This window comes from Rhodocyclus tenuis, assembly GCF_014197755.1.
Lineage (GTDB): Bacteria > Pseudomonadota > Gammaproteobacteria > Burkholderiales > Rhodocyclaceae > Rhodocyclus > Rhodocyclus tenuis.
This window is the reverse complement of sequence record NZ_JACIGE010000004.1, coordinates 77,204-97,235: the sequence shown is the minus strand read 5'-3', so window position 1 is coordinate 97,235 and position 20,032 is coordinate 77,204. Positions and strand designations below refer to the sequence as shown.

Genomic DNA, 20,032 nt, shown 5'->3' with positions numbered 1-20,032 from the left:
CGTTCGCTCAGAGCAGACTGTCCGGCCCGAGACCGGCGCGCTTGATCATGCGCCGCAGCTGGTCGAGCGCTTCGATCTGGATCTGGCGGACGCGCTCGCGTGTCAGCTTGAGCTCGGCAGCGATCGTCTCCAGCGTACTCACGTCGATTCCGCCCAGTCCATAACGCCGCTCGATCACCGCGCGATGGCGTTCGTCGAGCTGGCCGACCCAGCGATCAAGCAGGCCACCGATCTCGGCCGAACGCAGGATGTCTTCGGGGTCAGGCGAATTCTCGTCGGCGACGGCATCGACGATGCTGTGTTCGCCGTCGAAATCGAGCGGCGCGTCGAGCGAGGCGACATGCTCGTTGAGCGCCAGCGCCCGCCGCACTTCCTCGACCGGGCGGTCGATCTGCGCCGCGATGCGCTCAATGCCGACATCGCGCCCGTAAATGGCCTCTAGCCGGCGCACCGCACGCAGCACGACGTTGAGCTCCTTGACCACATGCACCGGCAGGCGAATGGTGCGCGACTGGTTCATGATCGCGCGCTCGATGTTCTGGCGGATCCACCAGGTGGCGTAGGTCGAGAAACGGAAACCACGTTCCGGATCGAACTTCTCCAGCGCGTGGATGAGGCCGATGTTGCCTTCCTCGATCAGATCGAGCAGCGGCAGTCCACGGTTGAGATAGCGCTTGGCAATGTTGGCGACGAGACGCAGGTTGCGCTCGATCATCGTCTGCCGTGCAGCGAATTCGCCGGCGTGGGCACGCCGCGCGCAGGCGAGCTCCTCGGCCGGCGACAGCAGCGGCTTGGCGCCGATCGCGTTGAGGTAGATCAGTGTGACGTCGTTGAGCAGCTCGACTTCGGCCGTCGCCAGACCGCCATTGGGTTCGGGCTTGGCGCCATCGAGCGGCAGCTCAGGCTCGTCACCGGCAAAAACTGCATCCAGCGCGCCGTCCGCCTCCGACTCCAGCAAGGGAGTATCGTCTTCGGCGGCGTCGCGCGGATCTTCCATCGTCAGCGTGGTGGCAGGTACTTCAAGGGATCGACCGGCTTGCCCTGACGCCGGATCTCGAAGTGCAGCTTGACCTGATCGGCGTCGCTGTCGCCCATCTCGGCGATCTTCTGCCCCTTGCTCACCGCTTGCCCTTCCTTGACCAGGACATTGCGGTTATGCGCGTAGGCCGAAAGGTAAGTGCCGTTGTGTTTGACGATCACCAGCTTGCCGTAACCGCGCAGGCCGGAGCCGCTGTAGACAACCTTGCCGTCACCGGCGGCGAGAATCGCTTCGCCTGACTTGCCGGCGATATCGACGCCCTTGTTTGCGCCCTCGCTGAAAGTCGCGATCACCTTGCCGCCAGCCGGCCACAACCAGACGATCTCGTCGGGACCCAGCGCTTCGGCCGGCTTGGCCGGCGGGGCACTCGCGGCAGCGGCCGGAGCAAGCGTGGCAGCGGGCGCCGGCTCGACGGTTTTCACGGGCGGCTGTCCCTGCGCCTGCGCCAAGGCGTGCTCCGAGTAGGCCTCCTTGCCGGCCTTCGGCTCGCGCTTGAGCATTTCCGTATTGCCGGCCAACACCGGCTTTTCGACAATCTGCGCCGACGTTATCGGTCTGGCCTGCGCCACTTCCGACGATCCACCGTCAGCTGCCGCCGGCGCTTTGACGCGAAGTTGCTGGCCGATCAGGATGCGGTGCGGATTGTCGATGCCGTTCCAGCCGGCCAGCTCCCGGTAGTCGAGACCATTGTCGAGCGCAATGCTGTACAGCGTGTCGCCCTTCTTGACGGTGTACAGGTCCTTGGCCGGAATCACGGCGACGGCTGCGGCAGCACTCGCCGTCGGCGTAGCGCGTTCGACCACAGGCGCCGGCGTCTTGCTGACGCAGGCGGCGAGAAGCAGGGTCGCCACGGCAGCCGCAACAAGGCTCGGCAGGCGACGACGGGGTTGCGGATTCATTCGACTCCCTGACGCAACGGAACAAAACGGACATCGTCCAGACGACTTTCGACAAAGCCTTCGGGACGCCGTTCGATCAATGACAAATGTTGCTCGCTGGCCCCCAGCGGCAGGATCATTCTGCCGCCCGGCGCCAGTTGCGACAAGAGCGCTGGCGGCAGTTGCGGCGTCGCCGCAGCCAGGATGATGGTATCGAAGGGCGCTGCTTCGGGCAGCCCGAACTGGCCATCGGCATACTGCAGACGCACCTTGAGCTGCCCGGCGCGGCGCAGATTCAGGCGCGCGCGCTCGACCAGCACGCCGATGCGTTCGACGGCATAGACCTCATCGGCCAGTTCCGCCAGCACGCTCGCCTGATAACCACAGCCGGCACCGATTTCCAGCGTCTTGCCCAGTTCGCGGCCGCCGGCGCGCAGGATTTCGATCATGCGCGCGACAACATAAGGTTGCGAAATCGTCTGCGAGCTACCGAGCGGCAGCGCGGTATCTTCGTAGGCGCGCGAGGCCAGCGCCTCTTCGACGAAGAGGTGGCGCGGCACGGCGGCCAGCGCGGCGAGCACGCGCTCGTCACGGATGCCGCGTTCGCGCAGGCGGTCAATCATGCGTGCACGCGTTCGCGCCGAGGTCATGCCGATACCGACCGCGGTATTCACTCGCCCATCCAGTCGCGCAGGCTCGCCAGTTGCGCGTTATGTGTCAGATCGATCTGCAGCGGCGTCATCGAAACCCGCTGCTGGCGCACGGCATGAAAGTCGGTACCCTCGCCGGCATCCTGCGCTTCGCCGGCAGCGCCGACCCAATACACCGTCTCGTCGCGCGGCGTCTGCATGCGCACCACCGGTTCGGCCTTGTGCCGCTTGCCGAGGCGGGTGACGACGCGACCGCGCAGTTCGGCGTAAGGCAGGTCGGGGACGTTCACGTTGAGCAGCATCGGCTCGGCAAAGGGGCGTTGCAGCAGATCGGCGACGATCTCCCGCGCCACCTGCGCCGCCGTCGCAAAGTGCTCGCAGTGGCGACTGGCAAGAGAAATGGCCAGCGACGGCACGCCGAGCAGATAGCCTTCGGTCGCCGCCGCCACCGTCCCCGAATAGATGGTGTCGTCGCCCATATTGGCGCCGTGATTGATGCCGGAGATGACCATATCGGGCAGTTCGTCGAGCATGCCGGTGACGGCGAGGTGTACGCAGTCGGTCGGCGTGCCGTTGACGAAATAGAAGCCGTTGGCGGCGCGGCGCAGCGATAGGGGACGATCGAGCGTCAGCGAATTGCTGGCGCCGCTGCGGTCGCGCTCGGGAGCAACGACGGTGATGTCGGCCAGATCGCGCAGTGCGCGCGCCAGATGCTCGATCCCCGGCGCGAAATAACCGTCGTCGTTGCTCAGCAGAATGCGCATGTCAGCCCAAAAAAAAGCCCGCCGCGAACGCGGACGAGCGACTCGCTGATTCTAACGCAGGCCGGCCTGAATGTCGCGCCGGCCGGGGCAAGCTCAGCAGATCAGCCCGTTGGCAAGGCACAGCGTGCGTTTCAGGTAGGCGAGCAGTATCCACAGACAGAAGAGCAGAAAGAACGCGAGCAGCGGAACATGCTCGTCACGTATCAGGCGCGGCGTGAGGAAACGGATCGCGCCGAGCGCCGGCCGGGTAATGATCGCGAAAACGCGATAAACGGGGTTGTCGTGGCGCGCAGTGCCGGCAAGCAGGCCGACGACTCCCTGCGCGAGCAGCGACAGCACGGCCACTTCGACCAGCGCGCGCAGGATCCCGAGCAGAAAAATTTCGAGGTGCATGGTGCGGATTTTCAGCGGTGTTCCTCATCGACACCGTACTCCCGGTCGAGGCGGTTCATGCAGTACGCGTAATAGCCGACGATGAAAACATAGATGATCAAGGAACCCTGCGCCGCCATGTAGAAACCGAGCGGAAAACCAAACACGGTGAACTCGTTGAGCTCGCGCGCGAAAAAGCTGGCGACGAAGCTCACAACAAACCAGATCGTCAGCAAGGCCGCGCTCACCGTCAGATTCCGGCGCCAGTAAGCCTCCTGTTTTCGCGTCAACGGCATATGTATTTCTCCGCCCCGGCGCCGCACCCGAAAAACGGGAAAACGCCATGGCAAGACTGGATGCAAAGCAATCAGACCCTCATCTGTGGATAACGCACCTGCTCGACAAACTCCTGGATTGATCGCGCCGGTGGCGGCGTCAGCAGACTGACGACGACAATCGTGACAAAGCCGGCGGCAACGCCCCAGACACCGGCCGATACCGACTGGATGCCGAACCAGGGCGCCATGCCGATGCCGTGGATGCCGAGCCAGGGAATCGAATCGAACTGCACACGAACAAGATAGTAGATCGTCAGCAACATGCCGACGAGCATGCCGCTGACCGCGCCGGCACGGTTCGCCCGTTTCCAGAAAATACCGCAGACCAGCGCCGGAAAAAAGGCAGCAGCGGCGATCGAGAACGCCCACGAGACCATGAACAGGATGCTCGCGGGTTTCTGCGCCGCCACCGTCGCACCGAGCACGGCGACGACCAGCAGCAGGGTTTTCGACACCAGCAAGCGCCATTGCGTCGACGCTTGCGGCCGGTAGATCTTGTAATAGACGTCATGCGACAGCGCGCCGGCAATGGTCAGCAGCAGGCCGTCGGCGGTCGACAGCGCAGCGGCCAGCGCACCGGCGGCAACCAGCCCGGAGATGACGTAGGGCAAGCCGGCGATTTCCGGCGTTGCCAGAACGATCACGTCGGGATTGAGCGTCAGCTCGGCGAGTTGCAGCAAGCCGTCGCCGTTGATGTCTTCGATCGCTACCAGACCAACCTTGCTCCAGGCGGCGATCCACGCCGGCAGTTCGGCGATGCTGCTGCCGATCACCCCCGAATAGATCTCGAACTTGGCAAAAACCGCGTAGGCCGGCGCCGTGAAGTAAAGCAGCAGGATGAAGAACAGCGACCAGAACACCGAATTGCGCGCCTCGCGCACCGTCGGCGTCGTGTAGTAGCGCATCAGCACGTGCGGCAGCGCGGCGGTACCGAGCATCAGGCAGAACACCAGCGCGAGGAAGTTCACGCGCGCCAGATTGCGCTCGCTCTCGTCATTGCCGGGATAGGCGGTCGAATGATGTGTCGGTGTCGCACCGCGCTCGGCGGCGACGTGCATCGCCGAATCCCAGCGATCGCGCGCCTCGTCGGCGTTCTGCGGCAGTTCGCGGCGCTGTCGTTCGTAAACGACGATGTCGCGCATGCGCGCGTCGCCGTTCTTCAGCTCGTTGATTTTCTGCGACAGGCGCTGCCGTTCTTCATGCAGCGAATCGGGCAGATTGAGGATGCGCTCGTAAATGGCGTCGGCGCGCTCACGATAGAGGCGCCGTGCCTCGAGTTCGGCCGGATCGTCGAACAGCCGCGTCTCCAGCACCTCAACCTTGGCCAGCACCTCGCCATAAACGAACTGCGGCAGGGGCAAGCCGGTTGCCTTGTAAGACAGCATCGCCACCGGCACGATGTAGGCGACGATCAGGATCACGTACTGCGCAACCTGCGTCCAGGTCACCGCACGCATGCCGCCGAGGAATGAGCAGACGAGAATGCCGGCGAGTCCGACGAAGACGCCAACCTCGAACTGCAGGCCGACAAAACGGCTGGTGATCAGCCCGACGCCGTAGATCTGCGCGACGACGTAAACGAAAGATGCTAGCACGACGGCGGCAACGCCGACCAGCCGCGCCGCATTGCCGCCGTAACGTTCGCCGAGGAAGTCGGGAATCGTGTACTGCCCGAAACGGCGCAGGTAGGGCGCCAGCAACAGGGCGACGAGGACGTAGCCGCCGGTCCAGCCCATCACGTAGGCCAGCCCCTGATAGCCAGAAAGATAGAGCGTGCCGGCCAGCCCCATGAACGAGGCGGCACTCATCCAGTCGGCGCCGGTCGCCATGCCGTTGAAAATGGCCGGAATGCGCCGGCCGGCGACGTAATACTCGGACACGTTGGCGGTGCGCGCCAGTACACCGATCGTCGCGTAGAGGATGATCGTCAGGAATAGGAAGGAATAGCCGATCCAGCGCGGCGGCAGACCGAAATGCTCGAGAACGCCGAGCACCAGTACGAGCGCCACAAAGACGCCCGTATACAGCGTGAAATAGCGGCGCAGGCGGATCGACACATCGAACACATCACGCATTGCGTCGTCCCGATCAACCGTAGCGACGCATCCAGCGGCGCGATTTCTCGGTATCGACGAAACTCGCCGGTGTCTTCGCGCCGCGCCCGCCACCGCGCGAAATCGCGGCCTGCAGCAGCATCGCCGTTGCCAGCGCATCGGAAACAGCGTTGTGCCGCTGGATGTTCTCGATGGCGAACAGTTCGAGCCAGTTGTCGAGCGAGACCTGGGCATCGATGCGTTCGCGGAACAGGTCGGGCATCACCCAGGCAAGGTCGATCCACGTCGCCTGCAGCGCAACGCCGAGATAGCGCTGCAGCGCGCGCTCGATCATCGTCTGGTCGAAGACCGAGTGATAAGCGACCAGCGGTGCCTTGGCGCAGTAGTTGAGGAAGGCGAGCAAGGCGTCCGGCGGATCAATGCCTGCGCGCTGCGCCGAACCGCCGATGCCATGAATGAGGATGTTGTCGGTGGTGCTTACCTCGTCCTGGCGCAGGATGGTCTCGAAGACGTCCTGGAAGTCGATCACGCCGTTGACGACGGCGACGGCGCCGATCGAGATCAGCCGGTCATGATTCATGTCGAGCCCGCTCGACTCGACGTCAACGACGATATAGCGTGTCTGGTAATGTGGGCGCGTCAGGTCGGGCGCCGGCAGCGCCCGCCACGCCGCCAGCGCCTGCTGCTGTGCCTCTGCCAGATCGAGCTGCGCGGCCGACTTACGCGATGAGAAGAGGCGTGACAGCCAGCTCATCGGCCGCCTCCGTCAGCGACGGATGACGTTCTCTCCGGGGCCCGACCGCGCGGGCTGAGGCGGGAAGCTGACACCTTGCTCAGGTCTGGTAATCGAGTTTGAGCCGCTGCTGCAGTTTGCGCGCCTGACGGAATGCCTCCTTCAGGATACGCCGCTCGACCTCATTGAGCTGATCCGGGTCGAGCCGGTTATCGCCGGCACGCCCGTGTTCGAGCTCGAAGTTCTGGTGACGCAGGCGCAGCAACTGGATGAAGTTGAAGCCCTCGACGACGCCGGCGGATTCGTCGCTCGATACCTTCAGCGCGGCGCCCGACAGGCGCAGACGCTGCGCAGTATTCGTCGCCGCGACGCCGGAAGACAGCGCGAAAACGCGCGCCGCGTCGACAAACAGGCGGGCACCGAATTTCTTCAGGTCGATCGTCCCCGGATGTTCGATGTCGGCGTCGGTGACGAAATCGCGAATCCGCCCGAGCGGCGGCAGCACGCTCAGCGCGTTCTGCGCCATCATGCGCAGGAACAGACGGTTGTCCTGCGTTGCCTTGAGCAGCGTCAGGCGCAGCCGGTGCGCGAGATGAAACTGCCCGAACAGCGGCCGGAAGTCGAAGAAGATCGACGCGTTGAGCAGCGCCTTCGGATCGGGCGTGCGGATCCAGCCGAGGAATTTCTCCTCCCACTCCTCGAGCGTCAGACACAGCTCGGGATTGCTCGCCATGATGTTGCCGCGGCAAAGCGGGAAGCCGACGCGGTCGAGATCGGCATTGACGTCGCGCGCGAAGTCGAGCAGGCGCAGCTGCGTCTGTTCACGATCCATGATGTCGGTACAGATGAAGAGCAGACCGTTGTCCTGGTCAGTACTGAAAGTCTGCTCGTCGCGACCTTCCGAACCAAACGAAAGCCAGGCCCAGTCGATGCCGTAGAGATCGTGCCGGTCGAGATTGAGCTGGATGACGCGTCGCGTCAGCGTATCGTTCAGCGCCGAAATGAACTGCGTCAGCTGCTCGGCGCCGACACCTTGGGCCAGCATGTTCAGCGCCAGCTGGCGGACGTCCTTCGCCGCCTGGCAGAGCAGGCCGATATCCGGCGCTGTCTCGATCGACTGGCGGATCTGGCGCAGGCCGACGCGCTGCAGCGCGAACAGATCGCGCTCGGAAACAACGCCCTTCAGTCGCCCGCCTTCATCGACGGCGAGCACGTGGCGGATGCCGTAGAGCGCCATCGCCAGCACCGCGTCGTAAGCCGTGCTCGCTACCGGCAGCGTGTGCGGATCGGGCGACATCACCGCGGCGATCGGCGCTTCGAGCGCAACGCCGGGCAGCACGACCCGCTTCAGGACATCCGACTGGGTGAAGATGCCGGTCGGCCGCTGCTCGTCGTCGACGATGATGATCGAGCCGATGTGCCCGGCAGCCATGATGCCGATCACCTCGCGCAGACTCGTCTCGGGGCGGGCAAACACCGGCTCCTTCTTGATGATCGACGACAGCGGCGAGTTCATCGTCTGCTGTTCAGCCGCACGCTGCGCAAACTCGGCCTGCAGCTGCTGCCGTGACTGACCGAGGAGGCTGGCGATGTACTGCGTGCAGAAAGCGTTGAAGGTCGGGCTCATGCGCATCAGCGCAAAGTAGTCATCGACCGGCAGTTCGTAGCAGAAAACGTCTTCGACCGCGGTGTAAGTATTGGTCGACGGACGCTGTGCGGTCACCGACCCGATCGGGAAAGCCTCGCCCGGCGAGAGACTCATCGTCGAATAGTCGATGACGCCGACTTCACCGCGCCCGCGCGCCAGTACCTTGCCGCGCTGGACGATGTAGAAGTGCTGCAGGACGCCCATGTCGGGCGTGACGATCGGCGTGTCCTTGGCGTAATAGGCCAGCTTGAGGCGTTCGCAGAGATACTGCATCGCCTCCGCCTCCATCCGGTCGAAAGGCGGGAAACGGCGCAGGAACTCGCTCGTCGCGGTGACCAGCATCTGCGTGGCGCTGTTGCTCATCCGCTGCTTCTCCTGTTTCCGGCACCGTCACCCGGCGAAGAAAATGAACAGGCCGGCAGTTCGTAACCGCCGGCCCGGGCGCGACCTTGCTGGCCGCTTTTCGCCAATTTTCACGACCGCCTGTCCGACCGTAACGGAACGCAGCGATCTGTCTCCTGCCACTCCAAAATCTTGCCGGAGCACCGCCCTGCGGACGCTGCCCCGGCGCTGCCTGGGCTTAAACGCCGCGGCGCAATTGATCGAGAATCGCCGGGTTTTCCAGCGTCGAGGTGTCCTGCGTCACTTCCTCACCCTTGGCCAGCGAACGCAGCAGGCGGCGCATGATCTTGCCGGAACGCGTCTTCGGCAGGTTCTCGCCAAAACGGATGTCCTTCGGCTTGGCGATCGGGCCGATCTGCTTGCCGACGTGATCCTGCAGGTCCTTGATCATCTTCTTCGCCGCGTCGCCTTCGGGGCGGATTCCCTTCAACACGACAAACGCGCAGATCGCTTCGCCGGTAAGGTCATCGGGACGGCCGACGACGGCCGCTTCGGCGACCAGCGGATGCGACACCAGCGCCGACTCGATTTCCATGGTGCCCATGCGGTGACCGGAGACGTTGAGCACGTCGTCGATGCGGCCGGTGATGGTGAAGTAGCCGGTCTGCGCGTCGCGCGTCGCACCGTCGCCAGCGAGGTAGAGCTGGCCGTTGAAATCGTCCGGGTAGTAGGACTTCTTGAAGCGCTCGGCGTCGCCCCAGATATTGCGGATCATCGACGGCCACGGACGCTTGACGACAAGGATGCCGCCCTTGCCCCAGTCGAGCTCGGTACCGGTCTCGTCGACGATCGCCGCCTGGATTCCCGGGAAGGGCAGCGTGCACGAACCTGGCACCAGCGGCGTCACACCGGGCAGCGGCGTGATCATGTGGCCGCCGGTTTCGGTCTGCCAGAAGGTATCGACGATCGGGCAGCGGCTGCCGCCGATGTTCTCGTAGTACCACATCCACGCCGCCGGATTGATCGGTTCACCGACCGAACCGAGGAGACGCAGCGAGGAGAGGTCGTAGTTGCGCGGATGTACCGTCGCCGTCGCCTCGGCCGCCTTGATCAGCGAGCGGATCGCCGTCGGCGCCGTGTAGAAGACGGAAACCTTGTGCTCCTGGATCATTTTCCAGAAACGGCCGGCATCCGGGAAGGTCGGCACGCCTTCGAAAACGATCTGCGTGCCGCCGCAGGCGAGCGGACCGTAAGCGATGTAGGTGTGACCGGTGACCCAGCCGATGTCGGCGGTGCACCAGAAAACGTCGTTCGGCTTCAGGTCGAAGGTCCACTTCATCGTCAGCACGGCGTGCAGCAGGTAGCCACCGGTCGAATGCTGGACGCCCTTCGGCTTGCCGGTCGAACCCGAGGTGTAGAGCAGGAACAGCGGGTGCTCGGCCTCGACCCACTCGGGCTCGCAGAAATCCGCCCGGCCGGCAACAAAATCCTGCCAGAAGACGTCGCGACCCGCCTGCATGGCGCACTCGGCGCCGGTACGCTGCCAGACGACAACCTTCATGATCGATTCGCAGCCGCCCAGCGCCAGCGCTTCGTCGGCGATCGGTTTCAAGGGCAGCGACTTGCCACCACGGCACTGACCGTCGGAGGTGATCAGCAGAACGGCGCCGGCGTCGTTGATGCGGTCGCGCAGCGATTGCGCGGAGAAACCGCCGAAGACGACCGAGTGCGTAGCGCCGATGCGGGCACAGGCCTGCATGGCAACGACGCCTTCGACCGACATCGGCAGGTAGATGACGACGCGGTCGCCCTTCTTGACGCCGGAGGCCTTGAGCGCATTGGCAAAACGCGAGACACGGACGAGCAGGTCCTTGTAGCTGACGCGGGAAACCGTACCGTCGTCGGATTCGAAGATGATCGCAGTCTTCTCGCCGAGACCCGCTTCGATGTTGCGGTCGATACAGTTGTAGGAAACGTTCAGACGGCCGTCGTCGAACCACTTGAAGAACGGTGCTTGCGACTCGTCAAGCGTGCGCGTGAACGGCACTTTCCAGCTGAGGTGCTCGCGTGCAAGCCGCGCCCAGTAACCCGCGTAATCGCGCTCGGCCTCGGCACAAAGTGCGCGATAGGCCTCCATGCCGGAAATAGCCGCCTGGCTGACAAAATCGGCGGGCGGCTGGAAAACCTGCAAGGACTGGGTATCAGACATCGTTTGTCTCCTGAACAAAGCGTGAATCGTGATGGGCTGCAAAACGGCCAACGACAGCGCAAGGACAGTGCACAAATATTCCTTGCTTGCGGTGCTGCATGAGGCAGCTTCGCATCGTTGCCGGGGTCTGATGATACCTTCGGCATGCACGGACGCGAAGCGAATGGAGCGCGATTTGACGCCCTCTTTCTTACAGTCGGCTTACACAAAAACGCTGCAGCGCAACATCCGGCAGCACGGGCGAGAGGCGAAAGAATGGTGCTAGAATCGCCGCTCCTTGCGCGCTTTGGCGCGATCAGGCTCCTTTTATTGCACAGGACATCGCTCGATCAATGACGAAGCATCCATTCGAAAGCCGGCTTGAGAAGACGATTTTCTGGAGCCGCTGGCTGCAGGCACCGCTGTATCTCGGTCTGATCGTCGCGCAGGCGGTTTACGTCTACCTGTTCATGGTCGAGTTAACGCATCTCGTGCAGGACGTCTTCGAGAGCGGCCATGTCAACGAAACGGCGATCATGCTCGTCGTTCTCGGCCTGATCGACGTGGTGATGATCGCCAACCTGCTGATCATGGTCATCATTGGTGGCTACGAGACTTTCGTTTCGCGGCTCGATCTCGAAGACAACCCCGATCAGCCCGAGTGGCTGTCGCACGTCAACGCCGGCGTGCTCAAGATCAAGCTGTCGACGGCGATCATCGGCATCTCGTCGATCCACCTGCTGAAGACCTTCATCAACGCCGCCAACATGAGCGAGCATGCGATCAAGTGGCAGGTCATCATCCACCTGGTTTTCCTCGTCTCGGCGATGGCCATGGTGTGGGTCGACAAGATCATGAACCAGACGCTGCTGCTCTCGAAAGACCACCACTGAGAGCGCGCCAGCGGCATGCTGCAGCGCCGCAAATTCATTGCGCTCTGCGCGTAAATTTTTTCACTTTCCCTGCATCTCCTCCTCTGCTTGAGGAGCGACGGCGCCCGCCGGGCACCGCACTGGAGACCCGCCCATGACCGTCATCCGTCAGCAAGACCTCATCGACAGCATCGCCGACGCCTTTCAGTACATCAGCTGCTACCACCCGCTCGACTATCTGAAAGCGCTCGCAGAAGCCTACGAGCGCGAAGAAAGTCCGGCGGCGAAGGACGCGATCGCACAGATCCTGACCAACAGCCGCATGTGCGCTGAAGGCCGCCGGCCGATCTGTCAGGACACCGGGATCGGCGTCGTCTTCCTCAAGGTCGGCATGAACGTGCAGTGGGACGCGACCATGTCCGTTCAGGAAATGGTCGACGAAGGCGTGCGCCGCGCCTACACCAACCCGGACAACCCGCTGCGCGCCTCGGTGCTGCGCGACCCGGCCGGCGCACGCAAGAACTCGAAGGACAACACGCCGGCGGTGCTGCACGTCGAGATCGTCGCCGGCGATGGCCTTGAAGTGATCTGCGCGGCGAAGGGCGGCGGCTCGGAGAACAAGAGCAAGTTCGTCGCACTGAACCCCTCCGACTCGATCGTCGACTGGGTGCTGAAGACGGTACCGCACATGGGTGCCGGCTGGTGTCCGCCGGGAATCCTCGGCATCGGTATCGGCGGCACACCGGAAAAGGCGATGCTGCTGGCCAAGGAATCGCTGATGGCGCCGGTCGACATCCATGAACTGATGGCACGCGCCAAGGCCGGCGAAAAGCTCACGCGCGTCGAGGAACTGCGCCTCGAACTGTACGAGAAGGTGAACGCGCTCGGCATCGGCGCGCAGGGTCTCGGCGGCCTGACCACCGTGCTCGACGTGAAGATTCTCGACTACCCGACGCACGCCGCCAGCCTGCCGGTAGCGATGATCCCGAACTGTGCCGCCACCCGCCATGTACACTTCCATCTCGACGGCAGCGGCCCGGCGCACCTCGTGCCGCCCCCCCTGTCGGACTGGCCGCAGGTGAACTGGTTACCCGATCTCGACAAGGCAACGCGCGTCGATCTCGACACGCTGACCCGCGAGCAGGTCGCCGCGTGGACGCCGGGTCAGACGCTGCTGCTCAACGGCAAGTTGCTCACCGGCCGCGATGCTGCGCACCAGCGCATTCAACAGATGCTCGCCAACGGCGAAGCACTGCCGGTCGACTTCACTAACCGCGTCATCTACTACGTCGGCCCGGTCGACCCGGTGCGCGACGAGGCGGTCGGCCCGGCCGGCCCGACGACGGCGACGCGCATGGACAAGTTCACCGAGATGATGCTCGGCCAGACGGGCCTGATCTCGATGGTCGGCAAGGCCGAACGCGGACGCGAAGCGATTGCCGCGATCAAGAAGCATCGCTCGGCCTACCTGATGGCCGTCGGCGGTGCCGCCTACCTCGTGGCCAAGGCGATCAAGGCGGCGCGCGTCGTTGCCTTCGCCGACCTCGGCATGGAAGCGATCTACGAATTCGAAGTGAAGGATATGCCGGTCACCGTCGCCGTCGATGCCAACGGCACCTCGGTGCATGAAACCGGCCCGCACGAATGGCACGCCAGGATCGGCAAGATTCCCGTCGTCGTCGCCTGAGGGCGCGAGGACTCTGCGCCCGGGCCGACGATGCTTGCCGGCCGGAATCGGCTGAGCGTTGCTTCAACCGGCGCCGGCAGCCGCGATGATCGGCGTCTTCGACAGCGGCCTTGGCGGCCTCTCGGTGCTCGCCGCCATCGCCCGCGCGCTGCCGCATGCCGACCTGTGCTATCTCGCCGACAGCGCGCATGTGCCCTACGGCGAGCGTGACGACGCCTTCATCCGCGCGCGCGCGCTGGCGATCGGCCAGCATCTGGTCGACCGCGGCTGCGGTGTCATCGTCGTCGCCTGCAATACGGCAACTGCCGCCGCCGTCGCCGCCTGCCGTTCGCGCTTTCCGCGCACCCGCGTCGTCGGCGTCGAACCCGGCGTCAAACCGGCTGCCGCCGACTCGGCGCAGCGCCACATCGCCGTACTTGCCACCGCCGCGACGGCGCGCAGCGAGCGCCTGGCACGGCTGATCCGTGACCATGCCGCGCAGGTGCGCGTCGATGTCGAAGCCTGCCCCGGCTGGGCGACGCGCGTCGAAGCGCTGCAGCTCGACGATCCCGCGTTTGTCGCCGATGCCCGCGCGCGACTGGAACCCTTGCTCGCCGCTGGCGCCGACCGTATCGTTCTCGGCTGCACGCATTACGCCTTTCTCGCACCAAGCTTGCTCGAGATCGTCGCCGGGCGCGCGCGTCTGGTCGAAGTCGCCGACGCCGTCGCGCGCCAGTGCGTGCGTCTGGCCGGCAGCAACACGCACGGCAGCGGTCGTCTCGAACTCCTCGCCAGCGCCAGCCCGGAACGCTTGCAGGCGGCGCTGCCGGCGCTCGGCCTTGGCTGGCTCGGCCAGCGCCTTGCGCTGCCGGCGCGAAAAGTCGAGGTGTAAACATGCCGGACGCCATGAACAGCAGCGCAACGAGACCGTCTTCCAGCAGCGCCGCAGAGGGCAATCGCGTTGCCGTCGTCGGCGGCGGGCCGGCCGGGTTGATGGCCGCCGAAACGCTGGCGGCCGGCGGCCTCGCGGTCGATCTCTACGACGCCCTGCCTTCGATCGGGCGCAAGTTGCTGATCGCCGGCAAAGGCGGCCTCAACATCACGCACAGCGAGGCTGCCGCAGCCTTCCGCCAGCGCTACGGCGCGCGCCAGCGCGAAATGACGCCGCTGCTCGACGCCTTCGGCCCGGACGACTTGCGCGACTGGATGCGCGGCCTCGGCATCGATTCCTTCGTCGGCAGCTCGGGACGTGTCTTTCCGCTCGACATGAAGGCAGCGCCGCTGCTGCGCGCCTGGCTGCGGCGCTTGCGCGCCAGTGGCGTCAAGCTGCACATGCGTCATCGCTGCCTCGGCGTCGAATCGACGCCGGCAGGTGATCGCAATCGCGTCCGCCTGCGCCTGCAGACCCCGGCAGGCGAACACATGGTCACAGCCGACGCGGCGATTCTGGCACTCGGCGGTGGCAGCTGGGCGAAGCTTGGCGCCGACGGCCGCTGGCTATCCTGGCTGACGGCGGCCGGCGTGCCGGTGGCGCCGCTGCGCCCGGCCAACTGCGGCTTCGACGTCGGCTGGAGCGAATTCCTGCGCTCGCGTTTTGCCGGCGAAGCGGTGAAGAACATCGCGGCGTGGGTCGGCAAGTCGGCCGGCCGCCGCGACGGCGCCGCCGGCAAACGCCCGGATATCGAGGCCGGCACACGCGACGCGGCGCTGGCCGCTGAAGGCAACGGAAGCCGCCGACGCGGCGAATTCATCATCACCGCGCATGGCGTCGAGGGTGGGCTGATCTACGCGCTGGCCGCGCCGCTGCGCGCCGCCATCGAGCGCGACGGCGGCGCGACCTTGTGGCTTGATCTGCTGCCCGAGCGCAGCGTCGAGCAGGTCACCGCCGAAATCGCGCATGCGCGCGGCCGCCGCTCGCTCTCCAGCCACCTCGCCTCGCGCCTCGGACTGAAAGGCGTCAAGGCAGCGTTGCTGCACGAATGCACGGCCGCCGAGGTTTTCGCCGCCGCCACGACCGATCCCCGGCGACTGGCAAATGCGATCAAGGCGCTGCCATTACCGCTGCGGGCGACGCGCCCACTGGACGAAGCGATCAGCAGCGCCGGTGGCGTACTGTTCGAAGCGATCGACGACAAGCTGATGCTGCAAACGCTACCCGGCGTTTTCTGCGCCGGCGAGATGCTCGACTGGGAAGCACCGACCGGCGGTTATCTGCTCACCGGCTGCTTCGCCAGCGGCCGCGCCGCCGGTCTGGGGGCAGCGAAGTGGCTGCGCGAAAGACCGGCTCGATGAGCAGCCAGCGACAAAACCTCGCAGTTGTGAGCCGCTACGACATTGCCGGCTGGCTGCTCGCGGCACTGGCGATGCTGCTCATCATCACGGCGCACCTGCTGCCGGCACTGCTCGCCGGACTGCTGGTGCATGAGGTGATGCGCATGCTGGTGCCCCTGCTCGCGCGCCGGGTTTCCGGCGGCAGCGCCAAGGGCATCGCCGTCGCGCTGGTCGGACTGGCCGTCGTCGGCGCAGTCACGCTGGCCGCATTCGGCGTCATCGCACTGATGCGCAGCGAGGGCGGCAGTCTGTCCGGACTGCTCGCACGCATGGCCGACATCATCGACAGCTCGCGCTCGCAATTGCCCGACTGGCTGGCACTGCCGCTGCCGGACAATGCCGAAGAACTGCGCGCGCAGCTGACCGCCTGGTTGCGCGAACACGCCGCCGAACTGCGTCACATCGGCGGCGAGACCGGCCGACTGGTCGCCCATCTGCTGATCGGCATGATCATCGGCGTTCTCGTCTCACTGCGCGAAGTCGTCGCTGGCGACATCGGCGGACCGCTCGCCCGCGTGCTCGGCGAGCGCACGACACGTCTGGCCGAGGCTTTCCGCCGCGTCGTTTTCGCCCAAGTGCGCATTTCGGCAATCAACGCCGGACTGACCGCGCTTTATCTGGCACTGCTGCTGCCACTGCTGGGCATTCATCTACCGCTGGTCAAGACACTGATCGTCGTCACCTTCGTCGTCGGCCTGTTGCCGGTCGTTGGCAACCTGATCTCGAACACGGCGATTGTCGTCGTCAGCCTGGCGCACTCGCCGGCGGTGGCGATCGGCTCGCTACTCTTCCTCGTCATCATCCACAAGCTCGAGTACTTCCTCAACGCGCGTATCGTCGGCGCGCACATCCACGCCCGCGCCTGGGAGCTGCTCAGCGCGATGATCGTGATGGAAAGTGTTTTCGGCCTCGCCGGGCTGGTTGCCGCGCCGATCTGCTACGCCTGGCTCAAGGACGAACTCGGCAGTCGCGGACTGATCTGAGTCAGCGCCCCTGGCCAGCAACGGCATTCGAGCGCCGCAGAAACTCGTACAACGCCTCAAGCGGCAAAGGCGGGCTGAACAGGTAGCCCTGGTAGGTGACGCAGCCGTGTGCTTCGAGGAAAGTCCGCTGCACCTCGGTTTCCACGCCCTCGGCGATCACTTCCATCGCCAGTCCCTGCGCCATGGTGATGATCGTACGCGCGATCGTTTCATCGTTCTTCTTGCCGGGCAGATTGCGGACGAAAGACTGGTCGATCTTCAGCTGGTCGAGTGGCAATGTGGCCAGATAGGACAAGGACGAATAACCCGTTCCGAAATCGTCCATCGCAAACCTGACGCCAAGCGCCTTGATCGACGCCATCTTGGCAATCGAGTCCTCGACATCCTCAAGCACCAGACTTTCGGTCAGTTCGAGCTTCAGGCGTCCCGGATGGGTCGCGTGCGTTTCGAGAATGTGCTGGACCTGCGCGACGAAATCGGGCTGCCGGAACTGTCTGGCGCTGACATTGACGGCAATCGGCAAATCGCGCAGCAGCGGATCCTTCTGCCACGCCTTGAGCAAGGCGCAGGCGCTGTCGAGCACCCACAATCCGATCGGCAGGATCAGGCCGTTCTCTTCGGCGAGCGGGATAAAATCGCCCGGCGGCACCAGGCCACGCTGCGGATGCTGCCAGCGCAACAGGGCTTCGACACCGATCACCTGACGCGCCACGTCGACCTGCGGCTGAAAGAACAGGCGTAACTGCCCGCCCTTCAGCGCCTGACGCAGTTCGGTCTCGAGCGTGCTGCGCAGATCAAGGGCTGCCTGCATGCTCGGATCGAAGAAGCACAGGGTGTTCCGCCCGAGGCGTTTGGCATGGTAGAGCGCGAGATCGGCGTGTTTGAACAGGTTTTCGGCGGTATCCCGCTCGTGGAACATGCCGACGCCGATGCTGATCCCGCAATGGTATTCGTAGCCCTGCAAGAGGAAGGGCCTGCCGATCGACTCGCGCAACTTCTCGGCCAGCAAGCGTGCGAGCACGAGCGCTTCGCCTGAATCGGCCCCCAGATCCTCAAGCAGGACAACGAACTCGTCACCACCCTGACGCGCGACCGTGTCGCTCTCGCGTACCGTCGCGCGCAGGCGTTGTGCCACCTCGACCAGCAGCAGATCACCGACGTCATGACCGCGGGTATCGTTGAGCGCCTTGAAGTTGTCGAGATCGATGAAACAGATGGCGCCGCAATGCCCGCTGCGCGCCGTTGCGGCGACGGCCTGCGCCAGCCGGTCCTGCAGCAGCCGGCGGTTGGGCAGGCGGGTCAACGCATCGTAATACGCCAGGCGATGGATTTCGGCAACGGCCTCGCGATCGTCGGTGATATCGGAGAAGCTGCCGACGAAATGCGTCGTACCGCGATCAGGGGTCGTCACCGCCGTAATGCTCAGCAGCTCGGCGTAGATATGACCATTCTTGCGCCGGTTCCAGATTTCGCCCTTCCAGAATCCTTTTTCGCGCAACTGCCCCCACATGCGCTGGAAAAACTCGCGATCCTGACGGCCGGAGTTGAGGATTGACATCGTTTTCCCGATCACCTCTTCGGGCGAGTAACCGGTGAGCCGGGTAAAAGCGGGATTGACGCGCAGAATCACCCCGTTCGGGTCGGTAATGACCATGCCGTTCTGCGAAGCGAAGGCTGCGGCAGCGATCAGCAGTTCATCCGCGGCAATCTTGCGTTCGGTAACGTCACGGGTGATGCCGATAAAGTGGGTCAGCTTGCCGTGTTCGTCGAACACCGGCGAAATACTCAGGTCGTTCCAGAAAGCGCTTCCATCCTTGCGGTAGTTGAGAATCTCGCCCGAGAACTTTTCGCCATTCTGCAGCGCCAGCCGGATGGCAGTGACGGTCTGTTCGCTGGTCAGGGGGCCTTGCAGAAAGCGACAACTCTGACCGAAAACCTCCGCCGCTGCGTAACCGGTAATGGAAAGGAAGGCGTCATTTACCGTCACGATCAGTCGATCAGCGCCGGTAATGATGACGCCCTGGGAAACCGCCTTCAGGGCGACGTCGCTGACGCGCAGTTGCTCCTGATCCCTTTTGACAGCCGTTATATCGGTCACAAGAACGAAAAAGCCCAAGACCTCGCCATCGACTACGTGCGGGATGTACTGGGCCCAGGCACAGCGGGTTTCACCATTGGTCTTCACCAGCATCCGCTCGAACTGCTGGTCTTCCCCGCGCAGCGCCGCCTGGATATAGGCCTCGTTTTTCCGGAACAGCTCGGCACCAAGCAAGTCCGCCATATGAACGCCGATCATCTGCTCCTTGCTCCGCCCGAACCAGGAGAGATAGCCATCGTTGGCAAAGGTGCAGCGAAGCGCACTCGTCCAGTAAGCCACCAGACCGGGAATGCTGTTGGCGATGGTGCGGACGAAAAGCTCACTTTTTTCACGTGCCAGCTCGGCACGCTTGCGCTCGCTGATGTCGGTCATGACGACACGCAACACGGTCGGCCGGCCATGCTGCTCAAGGCGCAAGCTGTCCACGCGAACGAAAACCGGCGAATCAGCCTTTCGCCTGAGCGCCAGCTCGCATTCAAGGCGCTCGTCGGTATGCAGCAGTTCGTTGAAGTAAGTGTGCCAGCGGCCCGTGTCCGTCGGCGCAACGAAGCGCGCAAAGGCGTGCTGCAGCAGGCGGCTGCGGGTTCGTCCGAGGAGCGACTCGCCCTTGAGGTTGATATCGACGATCAACCCGGCTTCGCTGAGCGTGAGATAGCCGACGGGGGCGAACTCGTACAAGTCACGATAGCGATTACGTGACTCCTCAAGCTCGTGCTGCAATTCGCGCAGCGACTCGTTCTGCAGTTCCAGCTCGATTCGCCGCATCTGCAGTTCATACATCAGTTCGTCAGCGGCAAAGTCGAGCGACTCCTTCTGTGTCGAACCGGCAAAGCGTTCCTCGGCGGCCGCCCGCAGTTGCAGGGAACTCATGTTCGCTTGATCAGTTCGACTCAATCTTCGGCTCCTTTCCGTGTCCTAGGCGTCGATGGTACCGTCTCATGCTGCATGAAAGCAGAGGCGTCGACCAGGTGCAGCCCCAGAGAGACAAGCGTTGGCAGCCGGAATTCCACGAACCATCGATGCTGCAGGAAATCAGTCCGCTCGGCCTGCCGTCACGCCAATACGGCGTCGGTGCC

At 64.3% G+C, this 20,032-nt stretch carries 16 protein-coding genes; 5 read left to right on the top strand and 11 right to left on the bottom strand.

Annotated features, from left to right (window positions below; translation table 11 throughout):
* Positions 1–7 precede the first annotated feature (7 nt).
* The 10 genes from rpoS to acs all read right to left on the bottom strand — a co-directional run bounded on the left by rpoS (position 8) and on the right by acs (position 11,027).
* Positions 8–997 carry an RNA polymerase sigma factor RpoS gene (rpoS, locus tag GGD90_RS06945; RefSeq protein ID WP_153115548.1) on the bottom strand — a complete coding sequence of 330 codons (990 nt, stop codon included), beginning with the start codon at positions 995–997 and terminating at the stop codon, positions 8–10.
* A gap of 2 nt (positions 998–999) precedes the next feature.
* Entirely contained in the window at positions 1,000–1,938 is a 939-nt protein-coding gene (locus GGD90_RS06940; protein WP_153115547.1) for a peptidoglycan DD-metalloendopeptidase family protein, read from the bottom strand.
* Complete coding sequence (locus GGD90_RS06935) at positions 1,935–2,567, bottom strand: protein-L-isoaspartate(D-aspartate) O-methyltransferase (protein WP_153115716.1); 633 nt, start codon at positions 2,565–2,567, stop codon at positions 1,935–1,937. The genes GGD90_RS06940 and GGD90_RS06935 overlap by 4 nt, the downstream gene beginning before the upstream one ends.
* 20 nt (positions 2,568–2,587) lie before the next feature.
* Positions 2,588–3,331 carry a 5'/3'-nucleotidase SurE gene (gene surE / locus GGD90_RS06930; protein ID WP_153115546.1) on the bottom strand — a complete coding sequence of 248 codons (744 nt, stop codon included), beginning with the start codon at positions 3,329–3,331 and terminating at the stop codon, positions 2,588–2,590.
* A 93-nt stretch (positions 3,332–3,424) separates the two neighbouring features.
* Positions 3,425–3,724: a hypothetical protein gene (locus tag GGD90_RS06925; protein WP_153115545.1), complete on the bottom strand. Its 300-nt coding sequence runs from the start codon at positions 3,722–3,724 to the stop codon at positions 3,425–3,427.
* Between the two features lie 11 nt (positions 3,725–3,735).
* Entirely contained in the window at positions 3,736–3,999 is a 264-nt protein-coding gene (locus GGD90_RS06920) for a DUF4212 domain-containing protein (protein WP_153115544.1), read from the bottom strand.
* Positions 4,000–4,070: 71 nt separating this feature from the next.
* Complete coding sequence (locus tag GGD90_RS06915; RefSeq protein ID WP_153115543.1) at positions 4,071–6,116, bottom strand: sodium:solute symporter family protein; 2,046 nt, start codon at positions 6,114–6,116, stop codon at positions 4,071–4,073.
* Positions 6,117–6,129: 13 nt separating this feature from the next.
* Positions 6,130–6,849, bottom strand: coding sequence for a 3'-5' exonuclease (locus GGD90_RS06910; RefSeq protein WP_153115542.1), 720 nt, complete (start codon positions 6,847–6,849; stop codon positions 6,130–6,132).
* A gap of 79 nt (positions 6,850–6,928) precedes the next feature.
* Positions 6,929–8,839 (bottom strand): DUF294 nucleotidyltransferase-like domain-containing protein, encoded by a 1,911-nt coding sequence (locus GGD90_RS06905; RefSeq protein ID WP_153115541.1) that lies wholly within the window; start codon positions 8,837–8,839, stop codon positions 6,929–6,931.
* 217 nt (positions 8,840–9,056) lie between these two features.
* Positions 9,057–11,027 (bottom strand): acetate--CoA ligase, encoded by a 1,971-nt coding sequence (gene acs, locus GGD90_RS06900; protein ID WP_153115540.1) that lies wholly within the window; start codon positions 11,025–11,027, stop codon positions 9,057–9,059.
* A 332-nt stretch (positions 11,028–11,359) separates the two neighbouring features.
* Between acs and GGD90_RS06895 the strand changes: the two genes are divergently transcribed.
* The 5 genes from GGD90_RS06895 (at position 11,360) to GGD90_RS06875 (ending at position 16,858) form a co-directional block, all read left to right on the top strand.
* On the top strand, positions 11,360–11,899 hold the full coding sequence (locus GGD90_RS06895) for a TIGR00645 family protein (RefSeq protein WP_153115539.1): 540 nt from the start codon (positions 11,360–11,362) through the stop codon (positions 11,897–11,899).
* Positions 11,900–12,032: 133 nt separating this feature from the next.
* Positions 12,033–13,565 carry a fumarate hydratase gene (locus GGD90_RS06890; protein ID WP_153115538.1) on the top strand — a complete coding sequence of 511 codons (1,533 nt, stop codon included), beginning with the start codon at positions 12,033–12,035 and terminating at the stop codon, positions 13,563–13,565.
* A gap of 85 nt (positions 13,566–13,650) precedes the next feature.
* A complete protein-coding gene (murI, locus tag GGD90_RS06885) occupies positions 13,651–14,436 on the top strand; it encodes a glutamate racemase (RefSeq protein ID WP_153115537.1) in 786 nt (261 codons plus the stop codon).
* Between the two features lie 2 nt (positions 14,437–14,438).
* Positions 14,439–15,836, top strand: a complete 1,398-nt coding sequence (locus GGD90_RS06880) for a TIGR03862 family flavoprotein (RefSeq protein ID WP_411841041.1) — start codon at positions 14,439–14,441, stop codon at positions 15,834–15,836.
* The gene (locus GGD90_RS06875) at positions 15,833–16,858 is read left to right on the top strand and encodes an AI-2E family transporter (RefSeq protein WP_153115535.1); all 1,026 of its coding nucleotides are present in this window, start codon (positions 15,833–15,835) and stop codon (positions 16,856–16,858) included. The genes GGD90_RS06880 and GGD90_RS06875 overlap by 4 nt, the downstream gene beginning before the upstream one ends.
* A gap of 1 nt (position 16,859) precedes the next feature.
* On the opposite strand, the gene GGD90_RS06870 is transcribed toward GGD90_RS06875, so the two are convergent.
* Complete coding sequence (locus tag GGD90_RS06870; RefSeq protein ID WP_153115534.1) at positions 16,860–19,826, bottom strand: sensor domain-containing protein; 2,967 nt, start codon at positions 19,824–19,826, stop codon at positions 16,860–16,862.
* Positions 19,827–20,032: the final 206 nt, after the last annotated feature.